Source organism: Pseudomonas sp. PB120 (genome assembly GCF_009761815.1).
In the GTDB taxonomy this organism is placed as follows: Bacteria; Pseudomonadota; Gammaproteobacteria; order Pseudomonadales; family Pseudomonadaceae; genus Aquipseudomonas.
In genome coordinates, this window is record NZ_RWIN01000039.1 from 1 (window position 1) to 19,387 (window position 19,387).

At 61.3% G+C, this 19,387-nt stretch carries 21 protein-coding genes and 1 riboswitch; of the genes, 16 read left to right on the forward strand and 5 right to left on the reverse strand.

Translation table 11 applies throughout. The features are described from left to right. Positions 1-92 precede the first annotated feature (92 nt). Positions 93-1,406: a sorbosone dehydrogenase family protein gene (locus EJA72_RS07370; RefSeq protein ID WP_157710841.1), complete on the reverse strand. Its 1,314-nt coding sequence runs from the start codon at positions 1,404-1,406 to the stop codon at positions 93-95. Positions 1,407-1,472: 66 nt separating this feature from the next. Further along, positions 1,473-2,057 carry a hypothetical protein gene (locus EJA72_RS07375; protein WP_157710842.1) on the reverse strand — a complete coding sequence of 195 codons (585 nt, stop codon included), beginning with the start codon at positions 2,055-2,057 and terminating at the stop codon, positions 1,473-1,475. Positions 2,058-2,211: 154 nt separating this feature from the next. Further along, positions 2,212-2,446, forward strand: a riboswitch (cobalamin riboswitch). 80 nt (positions 2,447-2,526) lie between these two features. Between EJA72_RS07375 and cobO the strand changes: the two genes are divergently transcribed. The 14 genes from cobO to EJA72_RS07440 all read left to right on the forward strand — a co-directional run bounded on the left by cobO (position 2,527) and on the right by EJA72_RS07440 (position 14,023). Further along, a complete protein-coding gene (gene cobO / locus EJA72_RS07380) occupies positions 2,527-3,138 on the forward strand; it encodes a cob(I)yrinic acid a,c-diamide adenosyltransferase (RefSeq protein ID WP_059402199.1) in 612 nt (203 codons plus the stop codon). After that, a complete protein-coding gene (locus tag EJA72_RS07385) occupies positions 3,135-4,535 on the forward strand; it encodes a cobyrinate a,c-diamide synthase (RefSeq protein WP_178129151.1) in 1,401 nt (466 codons plus the stop codon). Before cobO ends, EJA72_RS07385 begins: the two co-directional genes overlap by 4 nt. Beyond that, positions 4,532-5,182, forward strand: coding sequence for a 5,6-dimethylbenzimidazole synthase (gene bluB, locus EJA72_RS07390; RefSeq protein WP_157710843.1), 651 nt, complete (start codon positions 4,532-4,534; stop codon positions 5,180-5,182). The genes EJA72_RS07385 and bluB overlap by 4 nt, the downstream gene beginning before the upstream one ends. After that, positions 5,179-6,087, forward strand: coding sequence for an adenosylcobinamide-phosphate synthase CbiB (cbiB, locus tag EJA72_RS07395; protein ID WP_157710844.1), 909 nt, complete (start codon positions 5,179-5,181; stop codon positions 6,085-6,087). Before bluB ends, cbiB begins: the two co-directional genes overlap by 4 nt. After that, the gene (gene cobD / locus EJA72_RS07400) at positions 6,080-7,072 is read left to right on the forward strand and encodes a threonine-phosphate decarboxylase CobD (protein WP_157710845.1); all 993 of its coding nucleotides are present in this window, start codon (positions 6,080-6,082) and stop codon (positions 7,070-7,072) included. Before cbiB ends, cobD begins: the two co-directional genes overlap by 8 nt. After that, positions 7,069-8,520: a cobyric acid synthase gene (locus tag EJA72_RS07405; RefSeq protein ID WP_157710846.1), complete on the forward strand. Its 1,452-nt coding sequence runs from the start codon at positions 7,069-7,071 to the stop codon at positions 8,518-8,520. The genes cobD and EJA72_RS07405 overlap by 4 nt, the downstream gene beginning before the upstream one ends. A gap of 112 nt (positions 8,521-8,632) precedes the next feature. Then, complete coding sequence (gene cobU, locus EJA72_RS07410) at positions 8,633-9,154, forward strand: bifunctional adenosylcobinamide kinase/adenosylcobinamide-phosphate guanylyltransferase (RefSeq protein WP_157710847.1); 522 nt, start codon at positions 8,633-8,635, stop codon at positions 9,152-9,154. Then, positions 9,151-10,206: a nicotinate-nucleotide--dimethylbenzimidazole phosphoribosyltransferase gene (gene cobT, locus EJA72_RS07415; RefSeq protein WP_157710848.1), complete on the forward strand. Its 1,056-nt coding sequence runs from the start codon at positions 9,151-9,153 to the stop codon at positions 10,204-10,206. The genes cobU and cobT overlap by 4 nt, the downstream gene beginning before the upstream one ends. Continuing rightward, the gene (cobC, locus tag EJA72_RS07420) at positions 10,203-10,778 is read left to right on the forward strand and encodes an alpha-ribazole phosphatase family protein (RefSeq protein WP_157710849.1); all 576 of its coding nucleotides are present in this window, start codon (positions 10,203-10,205) and stop codon (positions 10,776-10,778) included. Before cobT ends, cobC begins: the two co-directional genes overlap by 4 nt. 2 nt (positions 10,779-10,780) lie before the next feature. Continuing rightward, entirely contained in the window at positions 10,781-11,512 is a 732-nt protein-coding gene (locus tag EJA72_RS07425; protein WP_157710850.1) for an adenosylcobinamide-GDP ribazoletransferase, read from the forward strand. Positions 11,513-11,625: 113 nt separating this feature from the next. Beyond that, positions 11,626-12,030: a MarR family winged helix-turn-helix transcriptional regulator gene (locus EJA72_RS07430; RefSeq protein WP_157710851.1), complete on the forward strand. Its 405-nt coding sequence runs from the start codon at positions 11,626-11,628 to the stop codon at positions 12,028-12,030. A 52-nt stretch (positions 12,031-12,082) separates the two neighbouring features. Then, entirely contained in the window at positions 12,083-13,291 is a 1,209-nt protein-coding gene (locus EJA72_RS07435) for an MFS transporter (RefSeq protein WP_157710852.1), read from the forward strand. A 1-nt stretch (position 13,292) separates the two neighbouring features. After that, positions 13,293-13,415, forward strand: coding sequence for a hypothetical protein (locus tag EJA72_RS29180; protein ID WP_256679648.1), 123 nt, complete (start codon positions 13,293-13,295; stop codon positions 13,413-13,415). Positions 13,416-13,471: 56 nt separating this feature from the next. Further along, positions 13,472-14,023, forward strand: a complete 552-nt coding sequence (locus EJA72_RS07440) for a glutathione peroxidase (RefSeq protein WP_157710853.1) — start codon at positions 13,472-13,474, stop codon at positions 14,021-14,023. Between the two features lie 89 nt (positions 14,024-14,112). On the opposite strand, the gene EJA72_RS07445 is transcribed toward EJA72_RS07440, so the two are convergent. From EJA72_RS07445 to EJA72_RS07455, 3 genes are all read right to left on the reverse strand, one after another. Next, positions 14,113-15,396: an OmpP1/FadL family transporter gene (locus EJA72_RS07445; protein WP_157710854.1), complete on the reverse strand. Its 1,284-nt coding sequence runs from the start codon at positions 15,394-15,396 to the stop codon at positions 14,113-14,115. A 146-nt stretch (positions 15,397-15,542) separates the two neighbouring features. Then, a complete protein-coding gene (locus tag EJA72_RS07450; RefSeq protein ID WP_157710855.1) occupies positions 15,543-16,025 on the reverse strand; it encodes a hypothetical protein in 483 nt (160 codons plus the stop codon). Positions 16,026-16,303: 278 nt separating this feature from the next. Continuing rightward, entirely contained in the window at positions 16,304-16,528 is a 225-nt protein-coding gene (locus EJA72_RS07455; RefSeq protein ID WP_157710856.1) for a hypothetical protein, read from the reverse strand. Positions 16,529-17,467: 939 nt separating this feature from the next. Here EJA72_RS07455 and EJA72_RS07460 point away from each other — a divergent pair. Together EJA72_RS07460 and rmuC are read left to right on the forward strand one after the other, a co-directional pair. Continuing rightward, positions 17,468-17,791 (forward strand): sel1 repeat family protein, encoded by a 324-nt coding sequence (locus tag EJA72_RS07460; protein ID WP_157710857.1) that lies wholly within the window; start codon positions 17,468-17,470, stop codon positions 17,789-17,791. Positions 17,792-17,966: 175 nt separating this feature from the next. Further along, positions 17,967-19,331, forward strand: coding sequence for a DNA recombination protein RmuC (gene rmuC, locus EJA72_RS07465; protein WP_178129170.1), 1,365 nt, complete (start codon positions 17,967-17,969; stop codon positions 19,329-19,331). The last annotated feature ends 56 nt before the right edge of the window (positions 19,332-19,387 follow it).

Genomic DNA, 19,387 nt, shown 5'->3' on the forward strand with positions numbered 1-19,387 from the left:
TAGCGGTGTATCAGGCGACATAAATGTTGACTGACCCACCGCCATCGCGAGCAGGCTCGCTCCTACGGGGGGGTATGTTCTCAGGCGCGTAATTACTTAACCGCCGACACCCGCCACACCTTGTTCCCCACATCATCCGCCACCAGCAAATCACCTTGCTGATCAATCACCACGCCCACCGGGCGGCCCATCGCATCCTCGTCGGCATTCAGGAAACCGGTGAGCACATCAACTGGCGGCCCATTCGGTTTGCCCGCACTGAACGGCACGAAGATCACTTTGTAGCCGCTGTGCGGATTGCGGTTCCATGAACCGTGCTGGCCGATGAAGGCGCCCTCCTTGAACTGCGCGGGGAGGGTGTTGCCTTGAGCAAACGTCAGGCCCAGTGACGCGGTATGCGGGCCGACGGCGTAGTCCGGTTTGATGGCCTTGGCCACCAGGTCCGGGTTTTGCGGCTCTACGCGGATGTCGACGTGCTGCCCGTAATAGCTGAACGGCCAGCCGTAGAACGCGCCGTCCTTGACCGAGGTGATGTAGTCCGGCACCAGGTCGCTGCCGATTTCATCTCGCTCGTTGACCGCCGTCCACAAGGCGCCGCTGTTGGGTTCCCAGGCCATGCCATTAGGGTTGCGCAAGCCCGAGGCAAAGATCCGGTGGTTGCCGGTGGCCCGGTCCACTTCCCAGATCGCTGCCCGGCCTTCTTCCTTGTCCATGCCGTTTTCGGCGACATTGCTGTTGGAGCCCACCGTGACATACAGCTTGCTGCCGTCCTGGCTGGCGATCACGTTTTTGGTCCAGTGGTGATTCAGCGGGCCGCCCGGCAAGTCGACCACTTTGATCGGCGGCGATTTGATCGCGGTCTCGCCGCTCTCATAGTGGAAGCGCAGCAAACGGTCGGTGTCGGCGACGTAGAGGTCATTGCCGACCAGGGTCATGCCGAAGGGCGAGTTCAGGTTTTCGAGGAAGACCGTGCGGGTTTCGGCGATGCCGTCGTGGTCCTGGTCGCGCAGCAGCGTGATCCGGTTCGGGCTCGGTACGGTGGCGCCGGCACGGCCCATGACTTTGCCCATCACCCAGCCGCGAATGCCTTTGCCGTCTTCGGGCTTGGGTGGCGCGTTGGTTTCGGCCACCAGCACATCGCCGTTGGGCAGCACGTAGAGCCAGCGCGGGTGGTCGAGGCTTTCGGCAAATGCCGCCACTTGGGTGCCGGCGGCAGCGGTCGGTTTTGCGCCGCTGGGCCAGCCAATCGCGGGGGCGACATTCACCGTGGGGATCAGTGTTTTGTTGGGTTCGGGCAGTTTTGGCGAGGGGCCGGTGCCGTCGGAAACTTGCAGGCTGGAGGTTTCACCGCAAGCGGCGAGCCCTCCGGCGAGCGCGATGACAAGAACGAGCTGAGGCTTGCGCATGCTGATCTTCCCTATGAATGCCTTATTTATTCATAGAGACGCAGGAAGCTTCGAAGGTTCAACAGGTCAGCCGCGGGCTTCCTTGAACAATACGGCGATGCCTGGGTGATAGTTGCCCGCTTCATTGCGCAACTTGCGGTAGGCGTAAGGGAAATACCAGGCAACGGCGCAGCTGTGTTCCTTTTGCAGGTCGTCGACCATGTCCTGGAGTTCTTCCGGCGTGGCGCCATGCTGGGCCTTTTGCGGCGCCACAAACAGGCAGCCGAGTTTCAGGTCGCTGGCGTAGCTGATCTTCTTCGCGTCGCTGGTGATGTCGATCAGCGCCTGGGTCAGGTTGAGGCTGTTGACCCGTGGCCAGCGTTGCGTGGTTTGCAGGTAGGCGCGTTCTTCGGTGGTCGCGATGAACAGGTCGGCGCGGCCGTTGCGCTCGCCTTCTTCGTTCTGTTTGCGGGTCGGGGTTTGTTGAAGCGTCACCATTTCCGCCATCCAGGCTGCAGCGGAAAGCAGGCCGAGGTTGGCTTTTTCATCGAACCAGTAGGGGGTGTCGTTATCGCCGCGCACGGCATTGTACCGGTCGATACAGTCAAACCAGCGCTCCAGCATCGGGCGCAGGAATTCCAGCTTCGGATTGCTGATGATCATGCCTTGCATGTAGCTCACCCTTGTTATTTTGATTGTAGGTTGTGGCTCTTTGATATCATTGCTGGCGCGTTGACACAACAATGGCGCCATTCAATTGACCGGCGGCAGTATATCTTTCGCTGGCGTTCTGTCTTCAATTGACGCTCTACCCCCAACCCTCTAACCTTCGCGGCTTGTTTCAGGTGCTCTGTGACCTTGGTCGACAGAGTGAAACAGGGAAGCCGGTGAGTGCGTTCATTCCGCCAGGAAGAACCGCGATCCCGGCGCTGCCCCCGCAACGGTAAATGAGTGAAGACTGCGCCTTGTGCCACTGTGTCGATCGTCGGCATGGGAAGGCGCGCAGTCCGGCAGATCGCCGCTCATGAGCCCGGAGACCGGCCTGACTCATCCAGCGGCATCACGGTGGGCGATGCCAGGCTTTTTGCCGTCTATTCTTGTGCCTGCCCGCCGTTATCCAGCCTCAACGGAGAGCTCCCCCATGACTGATACCCCCGATCGTGACGAACGCCACCTGGCGCGCATGCAGCGCAAAAAAGCCGTGATCGACGAACGCATCGCCAATTCCCCGAATGAATGCGGCCTGCTGCTGGTGCTGACCGGCAACGGCAAAGGCAAAAGCAGCTCGGCGTTCGGCATGCTCGCCCGGTCCATGGGCCACGGCATGCAATGCGGCGTGGTGCAGTTCATCAAGGGCCGCAACAGTACGGGCGAAGAACTGTTCTTCCGGCGCTTCCCGGAGCAAGTGCGTTTTCATGTGATGGGCGAGGGGTTCACCTGGGAAACCCAGGATCGCCAGCGTGATATCGCCGCCGCCGAAGCGGCGTGGGCCGTGTCGCAAGAGTTGCTGCGCGATCCGTCGATCGGTCTGGTGGTGCTGGATGAGTTGAACATCGCGCTCAAACACGGCTATCTCGACCTCGATCAGGTGCTCAGCGATCTGCAGGCCCGTCCGCCGATGCAACATGTGGTGGTCACCGGTCGCGGTGCCAAACCGGAGATGATCGAGCTGGCGGATACCGTTACCGAAATGGGCGTGATCAAGCATGCGTTCCAGGCCGGGATCAAAGCGCAAAAAGGCGTCGAACTGTGAATCAACCCCGTCATTGCCCGGCGGTGCTCATCGCCGCGCCGGCCTCCGGTCAGGGCAAGACCACCGTCACCGCCGCGCTGGCCCGTTTGCATCGCAATCAGGGGCGTAAGGTCCGCGTGTTCAAATGCGGCCCGGACTTTCTCGACCCGATGATTCTCGAGCGCGCCAGTGGCGCGCCGGTGTATCAACTGGACATGTGGATGGTCGGCGAGCAGGAAAGTCGCCGACTGTTGTGGGAAGCCGCCGGCGAGGCGGACCTGATCCTCATCGAAGGCGTCATGGGCCTGTTCGACGGTACGCCGTCCAGCGCTGACCTGGCGCGACACTTCGGCGTGCCGGTGCTCGGTGTGATCGACGGCACCGCCATGGCCCAGACCTTTGGCGCACTGGCGCTGGGGCTGGCGATGTATCAGCCAGACTTGCCGTTTGCCGGCGTGTTGGCCAATCGTGTCGGCACCTTGCGTCATGCGCAATTGCTTGAAGGCAGCCTGACCCAGGGCTTGCGCTGGTACGGCGCCTTGTCCCGGGAAACCGGGATCGAATTGCCGAGCCGCCATCTCGGCCTGGTGCAAGCCAGCGAGTTGAACGATCTCGACGTGCGCCTCGATGCGGCGGCCGATGCATTGGCCAGCAGCTGCGAGGTCGCGTTGCCGCCGGCGGTGGAATTCGCCGCCCCCGATGTGATCGCTGCCGAGCCGCTGCTCGCCGGCGTTCGAATTGCCGTGGCCCGCGATGAAGCATTCGCGTTCACCTACGGCGCGAGCCTGGATTTGCTGCGAGCGATGGGCGCCGAGCTGCTGTTTTTCTCGCCGATCCGTGACGCGCAATTACCGGAAGCGGACAGCCTTTATCTGCCGGGCGGTTACCCGGAATTGCACCATGTGGCGCTGTCGCAGAACACCCCGATGCTCGAGGCCATTCGCGCTCACCACGCCGCCGGCAAACCGTTGCTGGCCGAGTGTGGCGGCATGTTGTATCTGCTCGATTCGTTGACCGATGTCGAAGGCACCCGCGCTGAACTGGTGGGTTTGCTGACGGGCGATGCGGTGATGCAAAAGCGTCTGGCGGCGTTGGCCTTGCAGGCCGTCGAGTTGCCGGAAGGGGCGTTGCGCGGGCACACCTATCACCATTCGTTGACCAGCACACAGCTTGAGCCGATTGCTCGCGGGTTGAGCCCCAATGGCGGGCGGGGCGCGGAGGCGGTTTACCGTGAGGGGCGGATGACGGCTTCTTATGTGCACTTTTATTTTCCGTCGAATCCAGGCGCTGTTGCCGCACTGTTTGCGCCTGATCCGGAGACCGCCATCGCGAGCAGGCTCACTCCTACATTGAAAGGCTTCTCGCCTGACGAAACGCGGTCCCCTGTAGGAGCGAGCTTGCTCGCGAAGCGGCCATGACCGACAACGCATTCTCCGAAGCCGAACGCGCGGCGATCTACCGCGCCATCGGTGAACGCCGCGACATGCGCCACTTCAGCGGCGGCACCGTCGAACCTGAATTGCTCAGGCGCCTGCTCGAAGCCGCGCATCAGGCACCCAGCGTCGGCCTGATGCAGCCTTGGCGCTTCATTCGCATCAGCGACCGGGCCCTGCGCGGCAAGATCCAGTTGCTGGTGGAAGAAGAGCGCATCCGCACCGCCGAAGCCCTCGGCGAGCGCACCGACGAATTCATGAAGCTCAAGGTCGAAGGCATCAACGACTGCGCCGAAGTGCTGGTCGCGGCGTTGATGGACGATCGCGAGCGGCATATCTTCGGCCGGCGCACGCTGCCGGAAATGGACATGGCTTCGCTTTCCTGCGCGATCCAGAACCTCTGGCTGGCCTCCCGCGCCGAAGGGCTCGGGATGGGCTGGGTCTCGCTGTTCGACCCGCAAGCCCTGGCCGATCTGCTGGGGTTGCCGTCCGGCGCCAAACCGTTGGCCGTCCTCTGTCTGGGGCCAGTTAAAGAATTTTATCCGGCACCGATGCTGGTGCTCGAAGGCTGGGCGCAGGCGCGTTCGCTCAGCGAACTGTTGTACGAGAATTATTGGGGAGTGAGTCAATGAGTGTGGCGTTGTTGAGTGTCGCCGCGGTGGCGTTGGATGCGCTGCTGGGTGAACCCAAACGCTGGCATCCGCTGGTGGCGTTCGGCCGTTTTGCCGACCGCATCGAACAACGCTTCAACGGGGAAGGGCGCGGCTGGCGCAGCCACGGCGTCACCGCCTGGGTGATCGCCGTGTTGCCGCTGACACTCTTGGCCACGGCATTTTCCTGGGCGCCCTATGTCGGCTGGATCGTCGAGATTCTCGCGCTCTATTGCGCCCTCGGCATGCGCAGCCTCGGCGAACACGTCGAGCCAGTGGCGAAGGCCTTGCGCAGCGATGACCTGGAAGAAGCGCGCAAGCGCGTGGGGTATCTGGTCAGCCGTCAGACCAGTGAGCTGGATAAAACTGAAGTCGCCCGCGCGGCCACCGAGTCGGTCCTGGAAAACGGCAGTGACGCGGTGTTCGCCGCGCTGTTCTGGTTTGCCGTGGCCGGCGCGCCCGGCGTCGTGCTCTACCGCTTGAGCAATACGCTCGATGCGATGTGGGGCTATCGCAATGAACGCTTCGAACGTTTCGGCTGGGCTGCCGCGAAGATCGACGACGTGCTCAACTACATTCCGGCGCGACTGGTGGCGTTGACCTACGCGCTGTTTGGCAAAACCCGACTGGCACTCACATGCTGGCGCAACCAGGGCCCGACCTGGGACAGCCCGAATGCCGGTCCGGTGATGGCCGCCGGCGCTGGTGCACTCGGTGTCGAGTTGGGCGGCGCGGCGATTTATCACGGCGAACTGCATCAGCGGCCAGCGCTGGGGGAAGGGGTGCCGGCGGATGCCGACTCCATCGACCGTGGCTGGCAATTGGTCCAGCGCGGCGTATGGTTATGGCTGCTGATTCTCTGCGTGGGGGCTGAATTTTATGCTTGAACACGGTGGTCGGTTACGTAAAGCGGCGCTCGACTACGGCATTGCCGAAGCCGAATGGCTCGACCTGTCCAGCGGCCTCGCACCCTGGCCGTTTCCTGTGCCGGACATTCCGCAACGGGCCTGGGCGCGCTTGCCGGAGACCGATGACGGCCTGGAACAGGCCGCGTGTGATTACTACGGTGCCGCGCAGGTATTGCCGGTCGCCGGTTCGCAAATGGCCATCCAGCTGCTGCCGCGTTTGCGCCGGGCCGGCAAGGTCGGCGTGCTGTCGCCGTGTTACGCCGAACACGCCGAAGCGTGGCGCCGCAATGGTTACATCGTGCGTGAAGTGCTGGAGCAGGAAGCCGACTTTTACCTCGATAGCCTCGACGTGCTGGTGGTGGTCAACCCCAACAACCCCACGGGCCTGAGCCTGCCGCCGAGTCGTTTGCTCGACTGGCATGCGCGTCTGGCCCAGCGCGGTGGCTGGCTGGTGGTAGACGAGGCCTTCATGGACAACACACCAGCGCTGAGCGTGGCTCCGTTTGCCAATCAGGTCGGTTTGATCGTGCTGCGGTCCTTTGGCAAGTTTTTCGGCCTGGCCGGGGTGCGCCTGGGGTTCGTGGTGGCCGAGCGCAAGTTGCTCAAGTTGCTGGCCGAGCAAGTGGGGCCCTGGGCGGTCAGCGGGCCGAGCCGCGTGGTGGGCCAGGCGTGTCTGCTGGACACCGAGGGGCATGCGCGGCAACGGCAGCGCACCGAAGAGGCCAGCGAGCGTTTGGCCCTGCTGCTTGATCAGTACGGATTCAATCCTCAGGGCGGTTGCGCGCTGTTCCAGTGGCTGATCACCGAGCGCGCCGAGCATCTGCATCAGTTCATGGCCCGGCGCGGCATCCTTTTGCGATTGTTCACCCACAACAGCAGCCTGCGATTCGGCTTGCCCGGTGAGGAAGCCGATTGGGCCCGTCTGGCGCAAGCGCTCGATGCCTACGCCAAGGAAGCGCAATGACTACATTAATGGTGCAAGGCACGACGTCCGATGCCGGTAAAAGCACCCTGGTGACGGCGCTGTGTCGTTGGGTTACGCGCCAGGGTGTGCGTGTCGTGCCATTCAAGCCGCAGAACATGGCGCTCAACAGTGCGGTGACGGCGGACGGTGGCGAGATCGGTCGCGCGCAAGCCGTGCAGGCACAGGCGGCCCATCTGGAACCGCACACCGACATGAACCCGGTGCTGCTCAAACCCAACAGCGATACCGGCGCCCAAGTGATCATTCATGGTCGCGCCGTCACCACGATGAATGCCGTCGCTTATCACGATTACAAAGGCATCGCGATGCAAGCGGTGCTCGCCTCCCATCAACGCTTGAGCGCGGCGTATCCGGTGGTGATGGTCGAGGGCGCAGGCTCGCCGGCCGAGATCAATTTACGCGCTGGTGACATCGCCAACATGGGCTTTGCCGAGGCTGTCGATTGCCCGGTCGTGCTGATTGCCGACATCAATCGCGGCGGGGTCTTCGCGCACCTGGTGGGCACCCTGGAATTGTTGTCGCCCAGTGAGCAGGCGCGGGTCAAAGGTTTCATCATCAACCGTTTTCGCGGTGACCTCGCCTTGCTGCAACCCGGCCTCGACTGGCTCGAAGCGCGCACCGGCAAACCGGTGATCGGCGTGCTGCCTTACGTGATGGACCTGCACCTGGAAGCCGAAGACGGCATCGATCAGCGCCAGACCGAAAAGGCTGAACAGGTGTTGAAAGTCGTGGTCCCGGTGTTGCCGCGCATCAGCAACCACACCGATTTCGATCCGCTGCGCCTGCACCCGCAAGTGGACCTGCAATTCATCGGCCCTGGCCAGGCGATTCCACCGGCAGACCTGATTATCCTCCCCGGTTCGAAAAGCGTGCGCAGCGACCTCGCGTACCTGCGTGGCAGCGGTTGGGACGGCGCCATCGCTCGTCACCTGCGTTACGGCGGCAAAGTGCTGGGCATTTGCGGTGGCCTGCAAATGCTCGGTGAGCAGGTGCATGACCCGCTGGGTCTTGAAGGCGCGCCGGGCTCCAGTGCCGGTCTCGGGTTGTTGGCCTTCGAAACGCAACTCGAAGAAGAGAAGCAACTGCGCAACGTGCGCGGCCATTTGGCGCTGGAAAACGCTGAAGTCAGCGGCTACGAAATTCATGCCGGCGTGACCACCGGGCCGGCGTTGGAAAACGCTGCCGTACAGCTGGACGACGGTCGCTGCGACGGTGCGCAAAGTGTCGATGGGCAGATTTTCGGTACGTACCTGCATGGGCTGTTCGAGTCGCCGGCGGCGTGCAGCGCGTTGTTGCGCTGGGCCGGTTTGCAGGATGTCCAGGACGTGGATTACCACGGGTTGCGCGAGCGTGATATCGAGCGATTGGCGGATCTGGTGGAGCAACATCTGGATACCCGGCTGTTGCGTGAGCTCTGCGGGATTTAGGGTGAATCCATCGCGAGCAGGCTCGCTCCCACAGAAGCCCGCATTCCAATGTGGGAGCGAGCCTGCTCGCGATGAGGCCCGTCGGTACACCGCACATCTAAAGGAATAAACCATGCTGCAACTGATCCTCGGCGGCGCCCGCTCCGGCAAAAGCCGCCTGGCCGAAAAACTGGCAACAGACAGTCAGCTCCAGGTGACCTACATCGCCACCAGCCAACCCCTCGACGGCGAAATGAGCGAACGTGTCGCGCATCACCGCGCCCGCCGTCCCGCCGAATGGGCGCTGATCGAAGAACCCCTGGAACTCGCCCGCGTCCTGCGCGAAAGCGCCCGCGAAGGCCATTGCCTGCTGGTGGATTGCCTGACCCTGTGGCTGACCAATCTGCTGATGCTCGATAACCCGCAGCGGCTGACGGCCGAGCGCGATGCGTTGCTCGATTGCCTGGCGTCGTTGCCGGGTGAAATCATTTTTGTCAGCAACGAGACCGGAATGGGTGTCGTGCCGCTGGGCGAATTGACTCGCCGCTATGTCGATGAAGCCGGTTGGCTGCATCAAGCTCTGGCCGAGCGTTGTCAGCGAGTGATCCTGACCGTCGCCGGCCTGCCCCTGACTTTGAAAGGAACTGCGTTATGACTCAATCCTGGTGGCTGAACCCGTGCAAGCCGATCAATGCACAGGTGGTCGAGCAGGCCGAGGCCCGTCAACAGCAATTGACCAAACCGGCCGGTTCCCTCGGTCAGCTCGAGTCGGTGGCGGTGCAATTGGCGGGGATGCAGGGACGGGTCAAACCGAGTCTGGATCAGGTCTGGATCGCGATTTTTGCCGGTGATCACGGCGTGGTGGCCGAAGGCGTGTCGGCGTTTCCCCGGGAAGTCACCGGGCAGATGCTGCACAACTTCGTCAGCGGTGGCGCGGCGATCAGCGTGTTGGCGCGACAGCTTGGCGCCTCCCTGGAAGTGGTGGATCTGGGCACGGTCACCCCGACGTTGAATTTGCCTGGCGTGCGTCACCTGAATATCGGCCCGGGCACGGCGAATTTTGTACAAGGCCCGGCCATGACAGTCGCGCAGGGCGAACGGGCGTTGCAGGCCGGTCGCGACAGCGTGCAGCGTGCCATCGCGGGAGGCGCGCAGTTGTTCATCGGTGGCGAGATGGGCATCGGCAACACCACGGCCGCCAGTGCGTTGGCGTGTGCATTGCTCGATTGCCCGGTGGTGCAACTGACCGGGCCGGGCACCGGGCTGAACGCGGCGGGTGTCAGTCATAAAGCCCAGGTCATTGAGCGCGCCTTGACGCGGCACGGTGCTCAGCGCGGCGATGCGTTGCACACGCTGTTCAACCTCGGCGGCTTTGAAATCGTCGCGCTGGTGGGCGCGTACCTGGCCTGCGCGCAGGAAGGCGTCGCGGTGCTGGTGGACGGTTTCATTTGCAGCGTCGCGGCGTTGGTGGCGGTGCGCTTGAACCCTGAATGCCGGCAGTGGCTGTTGTTCGGCCATCGTGGCGCGGAGCTGGGCCATCGCCATGTGCTGGAAACCCTGAACGCCGAACCGCTGCTCGATCTTGGCCTGCGTTTGGGCGAAGGCAGCGGGGCCGCGCTGGCCGTTCCTCTGCTGCGTCTGGCTTGCGACCTTCACGGGCAAATGGCGACCTTCGCCGAAGCCGCGGTGGCGGACCGCCCGGCATGACCTTGAATCTCGACCTGTTGCGCCACGGCGAAACCGAACTCGGCGGCGGCTTGCGCGGCAGCCTCGACGACGCGCTGACCGACCAGGGCTGGGCGCAAATGCGTGTGGCGGTGGTTGATCAGGGGCCTTGGGATCGCCTGATCAGCTCGCCGTTGCAGCGTTGCGCGCGATTCGCTCAAGAGCTTGGTCGCCAACTTGGGCTGCCGGTGCAGCTGGAAAAGGATCTGCAAGAACTGCACTTCGGTGCCTGGGAAGGGCAGAGTGCGATTAAGTTGATGGAAACCGATGCCGAAGCATTGGGCCTGTTCTGGGCCGACCCGTATGCGTTTACGCCGCCTCAGGGTGAGCCGGTTGAGGATTTTTCGGCGCGGGTTTTGGCTGCTGTCGGGCGCTTGCAGGCGGCCTATGCGGGCGAGCGAGTGTTGCTGATCAGTCATGGCGGCGTGATGCGTTTGTTGCTGGCGCAGGCGCGAGGATTGCCCCGGGAACAGTTGCTCAACGTTGAAGTCGGCCATGGCGCGCTGTTTTCGTTGAGCGTAGAGCCTGGCGTCATGCTCAAGGAAGTGCGCTGATCATGTTGCCGTTCTGGATCGCCCTGCAATTCTTGAGCAGTCTGCCGGTTCGCCTGCCGGGCATGCCGACGCCGCAGGAATTGGGGCGCTCGCTGCTGTTTTATCCCTTGGTGGGGCTGTTGTTCGGCGCAATTCTGTGGGCGCTGAACTGGCTGTTGCTGGGCACGCCGTTGCTGCTTCACGCGGCGCTGTTGTTGACCGTTTGGGTGTTGCTCAGCGGCGCGTTGCACCTCGACGGCCTGGCCGACAGCGCCGATGCCTGGCTCGGCGGGTTCGGTGATCGCGAGCGTACGCTGACGATCATGAAAGACCCGCGCAGCGGTCCGATTGCGGTGGTGACGCTGGGGCTGGTGTTGCTGCTCAAGTTCACTGCGTTGCTGGCGTTGATCGAGCAGCACAACGCAGCCGCCCTGATCATCGTTCCCTTGATCGGCCGCGGCGCGCTGCTGGGGTTGTTCCTGACCACGCCGTATGTGCGGGCCGGTGGATTGGGGCAGGCGCTGGCGGATCATTTACCACGATCGACGGGCAAGCAGGTCCTGGCGGTGAGCGCGTTGGCGTGTGTGCTGGTTGCCGGTCTTGGCGGCGTGTTCGCATTGGCGCTCGCGGCGTTGGTGTTTGTCTGGTTGCGGCAGGTGATGCTGCGTCGATTGGGCGGGAGCACGGGGGACACGGCGGGGGCGTTGCTGGAGTTGCTGGAGATGGTGGTGTTGGTGGGGCTGGCGTTGGTCTGATGTTAATCGGGTGTATGTGCTGGCCCCTTCGCGGGCTTGCCCGCGAGGGCAACTTCCCAGCGACGAAAATTTTGAAACTTGATTTAACACAACCACGGGTATATACACGCACCATGCTCGACTCCCAATGCTTATGCATCAACCTGCGTCGCGCCGCCCGTGGCGTCAGCAGGCATTACGACGGCGCTCTCGACGGCTTCGGCATCAACGTTGCCCAGTATTCTTTGCTGTGCAATCTGCAGCGCCTGGACCAACCGAGCATCTCGACCCTGGCCGAAGCCATGGGCCTGGATCGCAGCACCCTTGGGCGAAATTTGCGCGTGCTGGAAGGCGAAGGCCTGCTGACCCTGGTCGAGGGCGAAGACATGCGCAATCGCATCGTCAGGCTCACCGAGGCTGGCGTTGAGCGGCTGGCCGCCGCATTGCCGGCGTGGGAAGCAGCACAGCAGCGATTGATTGATCGTCTGGGCGCGGAGAAGCGCGAAACCTTGTTGAGACTGCTGGACGAGCTGGCGTGATGCCGGTTTTTCCGATCTTAAGCGGGTATATACCCGCTACCGGAGAATAACAATGACATCGATGTGGCGTACTTGCGGTTGGGTTCTGTTAGGGAGTGCGCTGATTCTTGCGTTGTCATTGGGCGTGCGACACGGTTTCGGGCTGTTCCTGGCGCCGATGAGCGCCGAGTTTGGCTGGGGGCGCGAGACGTTTGCCTTCGCCATCGCCCTGCAGAACCTGATCTGGGGGCTGGCGCAGCCGTTCACCGGCGCGCTGGCCGACCGCTTCGGCGCGGCGAAAGTCGTGTTGGTTGGTGGTGTCCTGTATGCGTTGGGCCTGGTGTTCATGGGGATGTCCGATTCGGCCGTGACCCTGTCCTTGAGCGCCGGCTTGCTGATCGGTATCGGGCTGTCGGGCACTTCGTTCTCGGTGATTCTGGGTGTGGTTGGCCGTGCGGTGCCGCCGGAAAAACGCAGCATGGGCATGGGGATCGCCAGCGCCGCCGGTTCTTTCGGCCAGTTCGCGATGTTGCCGGGCACGCTGGGGTTGATCGGCTGGCTCGGCTGGTCCGCGGCATTATTGGTGTTGGGTTTGCTGGTGGCGCTGATCGTACCGCTGGTGAGCATGCTCAAGGACAAGCCGTTGCCCGTGCTTGGCCATGAACAGACCTTGTCCGAAGCGCTGCGCGAAGCGTGCTCTCATTCGGGATTCTGGCTGTTGGCGTTCGGCTTTTTTGTCTGCGGCTTCCAGGTGGTGTTCATCGGCGTGCATTTGCCGGCGTACCTGGTGGATCAGCATCTTCCGGCGACCGTCGGCACCACAGTGCTGGCGCTGATCGGGCTGTTTAATATCTTCGGTACGTACACCGCCGGCTGGCTCGGCGGGCGGATGTCCAAGCCGCGCCTGCTCACCGGCCTGTACTTGCTGCGGGCGGTGGTCATCGGGTTGTTCCTGTGGGCGCCGGTCACGACCACCACCGCGTACCTGTTTGGCATGGCGATGGGCTTTTTATGGCTGTCGACCGTGCCCCTGACCAACGGCACCGTGGCGACCCTGTTCGGTGTACGAAACCTGTCGATGCTCGGCGGGATTGTGTTCCTGTTTCATCAGCTCGGCTCCTTCCTGGGCGGCTGGCTGGGCGGGGTAGTGTACGACCGGACTGGGAGCTACGACTTGATCTGGCAGGTGGCGATTGCCTTGAGCCTGGTCGCCGCGGTCCTGAACTGGCCGGTGCGTGAACAACCCGTGGCACGGCTGAACACCCGCATGAGTGCGGCATGACATGAACAGTCTCTGGCCGCGTATAGCTGTCGTAGCCGTCTGCATCTTGCTGTTGGCCCTGGCGTGGTGGGGCTGGCAGCGGGGCGGGCTGGCGTTGATGCAGTTGGGCATGGGTGCTTGCTAGCGAGCGGCGAGGGCGAGTAACGTCGACGCGTGACGACTTCTCAAGGATGTAACGACATGCTGATGCGCTGGCTTGCAGTACCCGCGTTACTGGTCGCCTTGACCGGCATGGCTCACGCAGCCGAGTGCCCCGAGCTTTTGCAAGGCTCGTTGCCCAAGTTGCGCGCCAAGGAAACCATCGACTTGTGCCAGCGCTTCGCCGGCAAACCGCTGGTAGTGGTCAATACCGCGAGCTTTTGTGGTTTCGCCCCCCAGTTCAAAAGCCTTGAGGCGCTGTATCAGCGCTACAAGGACAAAGGATTGGAGGTGATTGGCGTTCCGTCCAATGACTTCAAGCAGGAGTCCAAGGATGGCGAGGAAACCGCCAAGGTCTGTTACGTGAATTACGGCGTGACCTTCACCATGACCGAGCCGCAGAGCGTTCGCGGTGACGATGCGACCCACTTGTTCAAAGTTCTCGCGAAGCAGGCCAGCGCGCCAAAGTGGAATTTCTATAAGTACGTGGTCGATCGCAAGGGCAAAGTCATTGCCCATTTTTCCAGCCTGACCAAGCCCGACGATCCCGAGTTCATCGAAGCCGTGGAGAAAGCCCTGGCTTCGCAACCCTGATCGACGCCCACTAAAAAGCCCCGCCTCTGTACAAGAGAGCGGGGCTTTTTCAATTCAGGCGGCGAGTGGTTCAGGTTCGCCGTGAATCATTAGAAGCGGTAGGTTGCACCGAGACCGAAACCGTTTGCCCAGTTTTCATACTTGGCGTTGTAGCTTTGGTTGCGAGGAGCACCGTTGTTGTCGTTGATCTTGACCGACTCTTCTTTCAAGTACGAGTACGCGAGGTCGATGGTCAGGTCGTCGGTCGGGCTCCAGCCGGCACCCAGGCTGAATACCGTGCGATCACCCGTCGGGATACGAGGGGAACGGTTTTCGTTGTTGGTCGGAGACTGGTCAACGGACAGACCGGTACGCAGTACCCACTGCTTGTTCAGCTGATAAGAAGCACCGATGGCGTGAGCCCAGGTGTCGTGCCAGTTCTGTTCTTCAGTGATAGTACCGAACAGAGGGTTCAGGCCAGCAGGAACGCCGCTGTTCTCGACGGAGATTTCTTTCAGGCGGCTCCAGCGAGTCCAGGTGCTGCCTGCATAGAGGGTCCACTGAGAGTCCAGCTGATGAGTGACCGAGAAGTCGACCGACTCAGGCGTGGTGATATCCAGCGAAGCGTCATACTTCTGGTTCGGGCTCTGACGCAGGGCAGCGAGGCCGACGTAGTTGATTTTGGTGTCACCGTCGAGCTTGTATTTCACTTTCGAGTGATAGGTCAGGCCGACGCGAGTGGAATCGGTGGCTTGAACCATGATACCGATGTTGTAGCCCAGCGCAGTGTCGTCACCCTTGATTTTGACGTTACCGTCCGGAGCAAGTGGGTTCGGGCTCAGCGACAGATTCGACTCCAGGGTACCGTCGATGCGGTTGATGGTCGGACCGAAACCGATCGACACCTTGTCATTGAAGGCGTAGCTGACGGTAGGCTGGAACGTTACGATTTTGACTTCGCTCTTGGTGCCGAAGTATTTGCCGGCGAAGCCGTTCTCGTAGTCGGTCACCAGGCCGAATGGAGCGTAGACGCCGAAACCGACGGCCCACTGGTCATCGATTGGCTTGACGTAGTAGCCCATCGGTACGCCCATGAAAGGGACCATGTCACCTTTATTGGTACCGCTGTTCGGGCGGGAGCTGGCATCACTGATGTCAGTGTGCGCGTCGATAAATGCAACACCGCCGGTCACTTGTTCGCGCTTGAGGCGCGACATGCCGGCAGGGTTGCCAAAAACGGTGGATGCGTCGTCGGCAGATGAAGATCGCCCGGCAAAACCTGTACCCATCCCGCTGATGCTTTGTTCGTTAAGGGCAAAGCCACTCGCGAAGATTTGGGTGGATGCCAAGGTAACGGCGAGGCTAAGGGTGGTTTTGAGCATTACTTTTTTCATTATTAGAACTCCTGGTGATCACCGGGGCGAAAATTACCAACATTTTCGTCCCAGCGCCATAGGCTGTATGCGTTGATTTAGAGCGGTTTTGTAGGACAATCCGACCGGATTCGCGACCTGTTATGCGATCTTGTGAAAACGGCGGATCAGCAGGCGACCTGATTCAGCGGTGAAACACAGGTTTGCCAAGCGTAGGTGAAGTCTCTGAGGCGTCCTTGAGGCTGGAAGGTCTGGCGCCAGATTCGGGCCATTCCCAGCAGGTCGCCGGCTTCGGGGAGCGGGGTGTTCTGTTCTTCCACCAGCAGCCAGGCGATGGCAGTGGCGTAACGCAGGTTAACGGTCAATTCAAGGTGCGGGCCACTCAGGAAGGCATGCTGGCTGGCCAGGCCACGGACCAGACTCGCGCGTTCCGGGTCCAGTGCGAGGTAGTGGTCCCATAGGGCTTGATGGCGAGGTTCGGCGATTCGATACAGGCCGTGTCCACGGCGGTCATGCAGCGCGGTACCAAGGGCAGACTGGCTGGCGGCGATGCCCAGCAGCAGGGATTCGGCAGTTGCGCTATGGCGTCCCAGGTAGATCAATGTCGGACGTATCACATAGCGGCACAGTTCGCTGGCAGCGATACCCATAAAACCCTCGAAACAGAAATTAGGCGGCGAGACCTGATAGTCAGCGTTGGCAGCGATGGTTGGAACTCAGGCCCGCCGGAAGCGGATCAAGCCGCTTGAGTTGAAGTGTAGTGTCATATTCGCGACGTAAAGGCCTGTTTTTAAAATATTTCCGGCTTCGAGTTATAACCGTTATATCGGTTAGTGCTTAGGCATGGTCGGCCGAAGGAGAAATATCGGGCAATAAAAAGCCCCGCTTTTTGAGCGAGGCTTTTGAGGTGTTCAGTCGTTCTGGGGTATCAGGCAATCAATGCCTGACGGGTACGATCGATCACGGCCTGCAGCGGTTCTGCGCTGGAGTATTGATCGGGGTACAGACGTTCGCTGTGGCGAGCGATGCCGTGTTCGTTGACCAGAGTGAAGCTGAAGCAGCCTTTGCGAGCGGCCATGATCAGGCAGTTCATTGGTGCAAAAGCGTTGGTTAGGGTGCGAATGGCATCCTGGGTATGGATTTGAGTATTCATGTATGGGTGTTCCTACAAGCGACACGGATAAGAGCCGTGCAAAATTAAAACGTTCCAGTGACGACGACCACCGTTGGTCGAACGAAGAACCCGACTGGAACAAAGCAGCCAGTTTGAAGCGCTGATAATTGGCGCGCTTGGGCTGGCAGGTAGGTACTTAGGAGGGCAGGCAACACATCAAGGGCAAAGGTTCTGGGCCCGGGGTGAAGATCCTGATCAATTTGCAGGCTGGTTCGGTCAGAGTAAGAGAACTTCGCAACACCCTTTGCATTCGATTCAAAGGCTGTGTCGGCGCAAGGTTTACCTGGAAACCATCGAGGTGGTCGATCCCGCTTGTTCGGTGGAAGCTTCCGTTGGGAAGGCTGACCGGGGGGATTTGTTCGACCAGAATTGACTTTCAGCTTGGTACTAACGCCGCGGATACTAACGGATTGAATTGCAGAAGGGAAGTGTGATAGCAAAAAAGATTGCGCGCGCCCTGGAGTAGCGCAGATTCCGACTGTTGGTCAGCGCCGTTCGTCGACCTTCAACGTGCCTGGATCCGGGGTTTGCCAAGGTATATCCACAGGTCAGGGCGAAAATTGCGCCGAAAAAGCGCATGGATATAACCGCTTCGAAGGTAGTTGTGCACATAAGTCGGGCGGCTTGTCACCCCCCTGTCATCTTCCCTTCAAACGCAGTGGGTGCCTGTAACCAAAATTTAAGTCAATGAAAAACATCGGTTTTTTTTACTGGTGAAAAAATCGTCAGTTTGACTGCAGGCCCCATTCCACACGGCTTTGCGAGAGTTCAAGGGCGGTTGTCCACTGAGTTATCCACAGCTTCTGTGGATTGTCCCGAGCGCTTGCTCTAGCACGGGCGTGCCGGGTTTTTTTAGGCTTTACCTGTAAGAAAAAAAGAGTAGAGTGGCGCGCCTTCTGATCTGCCCCACAGAGCTTTATGAAGTTTCGTTCAGTATCAATCTCCAACACCTCCGCACCCTCCAGTGTTACCCCTCCCAAGCGTTTCTCGATGCGCGTGGCCGAATGGTTGCTCGACAGCCCGCGCCTGAGCGAAAACACCAACGTCAAACATTTCGCCGGACGCTTGCTCAAGCAGCCTGCCCGCGAAGGCATCGTGGCCGCGCAAAGCCGTCTCGGCCAACTGATGTGCCGTGAGTGCGGGAATGCCCGGGATCGTCGCATTGGCCAGGATCTGTTGCGTCAGGCCGCACGCGCAGGGGATCGGCGCGCGCAACAGGAACTGGGCCTGATCGAAGACTGAGCTGTCCAAGACCTGACGCCTTGGTTAACCTTCCAGCTTTATCTCTTCGACAGGAATCGTTATGGCTATGGATTTGACCAGTCTGTTGCTCGGTCTGGCGGGCGCCGCCGTGCCCTTGCTGGTACTGGCCTGGCAAATCCAGCGGCGGGCGAGCGCCACGCAGTCGGCATCAGCGCTGCTGGAGGAACGTCTGGCCATGGCCCTGTTGGCACAGGACGGCTTGAACGCCCAGCTTGAAGCCAGTCGCGACGAAATTGCGGATCTGGGGCAGGCCAACACCGCCAAACAAGCCGATCTGGCAGCCCTGCGCCGCGAAGTCGAACTGCTGCAGATCGAACGCGACGATGCTCGCGATGCCTCCCACGCCTGGAATCTGGAACGCGCCGGCAAGGACGCTGAACTACGTCGTCTGGACGCCCAGGCCGCCTCGCTCAATGCCGAGTTGCGCGAGCAACAGGAAAGCCACCAGCAGCGCCTCAGCGACCTGCAGGGTTCACGCGACGAGCTGCGCGCGCAGTTTGCCGAGTTGGCGGGGAAGATCTTTGATGAACGCGAGCAGCGCTTTGCCGAAACCAGTCAGCAGCGTCTGGGGCAATTGCTCGATCCGCTGAAAGAACGTATCCAGTCTTTCGAAAAACGCGTCGAGGAAAGTTACCAGGCGGAAGCCCGCGAGCGCTTCTCGCTGGCCAAGGAACTGGAGCGCCTGCAACAGCTCAACCTGCGCCTGAGCGACGAAGCCACCAACCTGACCCGCGCCTTGAAAGGGCAGAAGACTCAGGGTAACTGGGGCGAGCTGATTCTGGAACGCGTGCTTGAACACGCCGGGCTGGAGAAGGGCCGCGAGTACCAGACCCAGGTCAATCTGAAGGGGCCTGACGGGGAGCGGTTCCAGCCGGACGTGATCATTTACCTGCCGGGCGACAAGCAGGTGGTGGTCGACTCCAAGGTCAGCCTCACGGCTTATCAGCAATATGTAGCGGCAGAAGACGACGCCATCGGCCAGATTGCGATCAAGCAGCATGTGCTGTCGCTGCGCAATCACGTCAAAGGCCTGGCCGGCAAGGACTACAAGCGTCTCGATGGCTTGCACAGCCTGGATTTCGTCCTGCTCTTCGTGCCGATCGAAGCGGCGTTTTCCGCCGCGTTGCAAGCGGAGCCGACCCTGTTTCAGGAGGCATTCGACCGCAACATCGTGATCGTCAGCCCAACCACCTTACTGGCGACATTGCGCGTCATCGACAGCCTGTGGAAGCAAGAGCGCCAGAGCCAGAATGCCCGGGAAATCGCCGAACGCGCCGGGTGGCTGTACGACAAGTTCGTGTTGTTCATTCAGGATCTGGATGAAGTCGGCAATCGCTTGCAGCAACTGGACAAGGCCTACAGCTCGGCGCGCAACAAGCTGACAGAGGGCCGTGGCAACCTGGTCAGCCGCAGTGAACAACTGAAGTTGCTCGGCGCGCGTGCAAGCAAAAGCCTGCCGGCCGATTTGCTGGAGCGGGCGATGACCGATGTCGACGGATTGGCCGAGTTGCCGGAATAGTTAAAATCCCGCGTTCTATCCAGCAGAACTCGGTCCAGGGTGGGAGCGAGCCTGCT

Excerpts from the sequence above, each read along its gene's own strand:
- EJA72_RS07370 (WP_157710841.1), bottom strand. The coding sequence starts at position 1,406 with ATGCGCAAGCCTCAGCTCGTTCTTGTCATCGCGCTCGCCGGAGGGCTC.
- EJA72_RS07375 (WP_157710842.1), bottom strand. The coding sequence starts at position 2,057 with ATGCAAGGCATGATCATCAGCAATCCGAAGCTGGAATTCCTGCGCCCG.
- cobO (WP_059402199.1), top strand. The coding sequence starts at position 2,527 with ATGACTGATACCCCCGATCGTGACGAACGCCACCTGGCGCGCATGCAG.
- bluB (WP_157710843.1), top strand. The coding sequence starts at position 4,532 with ATGACCGACAACGCATTCTCCGAAGCCGAACGCGCGGCGATCTACCGC.
- cbiB (WP_157710844.1), top strand. The coding sequence starts at position 5,179 with ATGAGTGTGGCGTTGTTGAGTGTCGCCGCGGTGGCGTTGGATGCGCTG.
- cobD (WP_157710845.1), top strand. The coding sequence starts at position 6,080 with ATGCTTGAACACGGTGGTCGGTTACGTAAAGCGGCGCTCGACTACGGC.
- EJA72_RS07405 (WP_157710846.1), top strand. The coding sequence starts at position 7,069 with ATGACTACATTAATGGTGCAAGGCACGACGTCCGATGCCGGTAAAAGC.
- cobU (WP_157710847.1), top strand. The coding sequence starts at position 8,633 with ATGCTGCAACTGATCCTCGGCGGCGCCCGCTCCGGCAAAAGCCGCCTG.
- cobT (WP_157710848.1), top strand. The coding sequence starts at position 9,151 with ATGACTCAATCCTGGTGGCTGAACCCGTGCAAGCCGATCAATGCACAG.
- cobC (WP_157710849.1), top strand. The coding sequence starts at position 10,203 with ATGACCTTGAATCTCGACCTGTTGCGCCACGGCGAAACCGAACTCGGC.
- EJA72_RS07425 (WP_157710850.1), top strand. The coding sequence starts at position 10,781 with ATGTTGCCGTTCTGGATCGCCCTGCAATTCTTGAGCAGTCTGCCGGTT.
- EJA72_RS07430 (WP_157710851.1), top strand. The coding sequence starts at position 11,626 with ATGCTCGACTCCCAATGCTTATGCATCAACCTGCGTCGCGCCGCCCGT.
- EJA72_RS07435 (WP_157710852.1), top strand. The coding sequence starts at position 12,083 with ATGACATCGATGTGGCGTACTTGCGGTTGGGTTCTGTTAGGGAGTGCG.
- EJA72_RS29180 (WP_256679648.1), top strand. The coding sequence starts at position 13,293 with ATGAACAGTCTCTGGCCGCGTATAGCTGTCGTAGCCGTCTGCATCTTG.
- EJA72_RS07440 (WP_157710853.1), top strand. The coding sequence starts at position 13,472 with ATGCTGATGCGCTGGCTTGCAGTACCCGCGTTACTGGTCGCCTTGACC.
- EJA72_RS07445 (WP_157710854.1), bottom strand. The coding sequence starts at position 15,396 with ATGAAAAAAGTAATGCTCAAAACCACCCTTAGCCTCGCCGTTACCTTG.
- EJA72_RS07450 (WP_157710855.1), bottom strand. The coding sequence starts at position 16,025 with ATGGGTATCGCTGCCAGCGAACTGTGCCGCTATGTGATACGTCCGACA.
- EJA72_RS07455 (WP_157710856.1), bottom strand. The coding sequence starts at position 16,528 with ATGAATACTCAAATCCATACCCAGGATGCCATTCGCACCCTAACCAAC.
- EJA72_RS07460 (WP_157710857.1), top strand. The coding sequence starts at position 17,468 with ATGAAGTTTCGTTCAGTATCAATCTCCAACACCTCCGCACCCTCCAGT.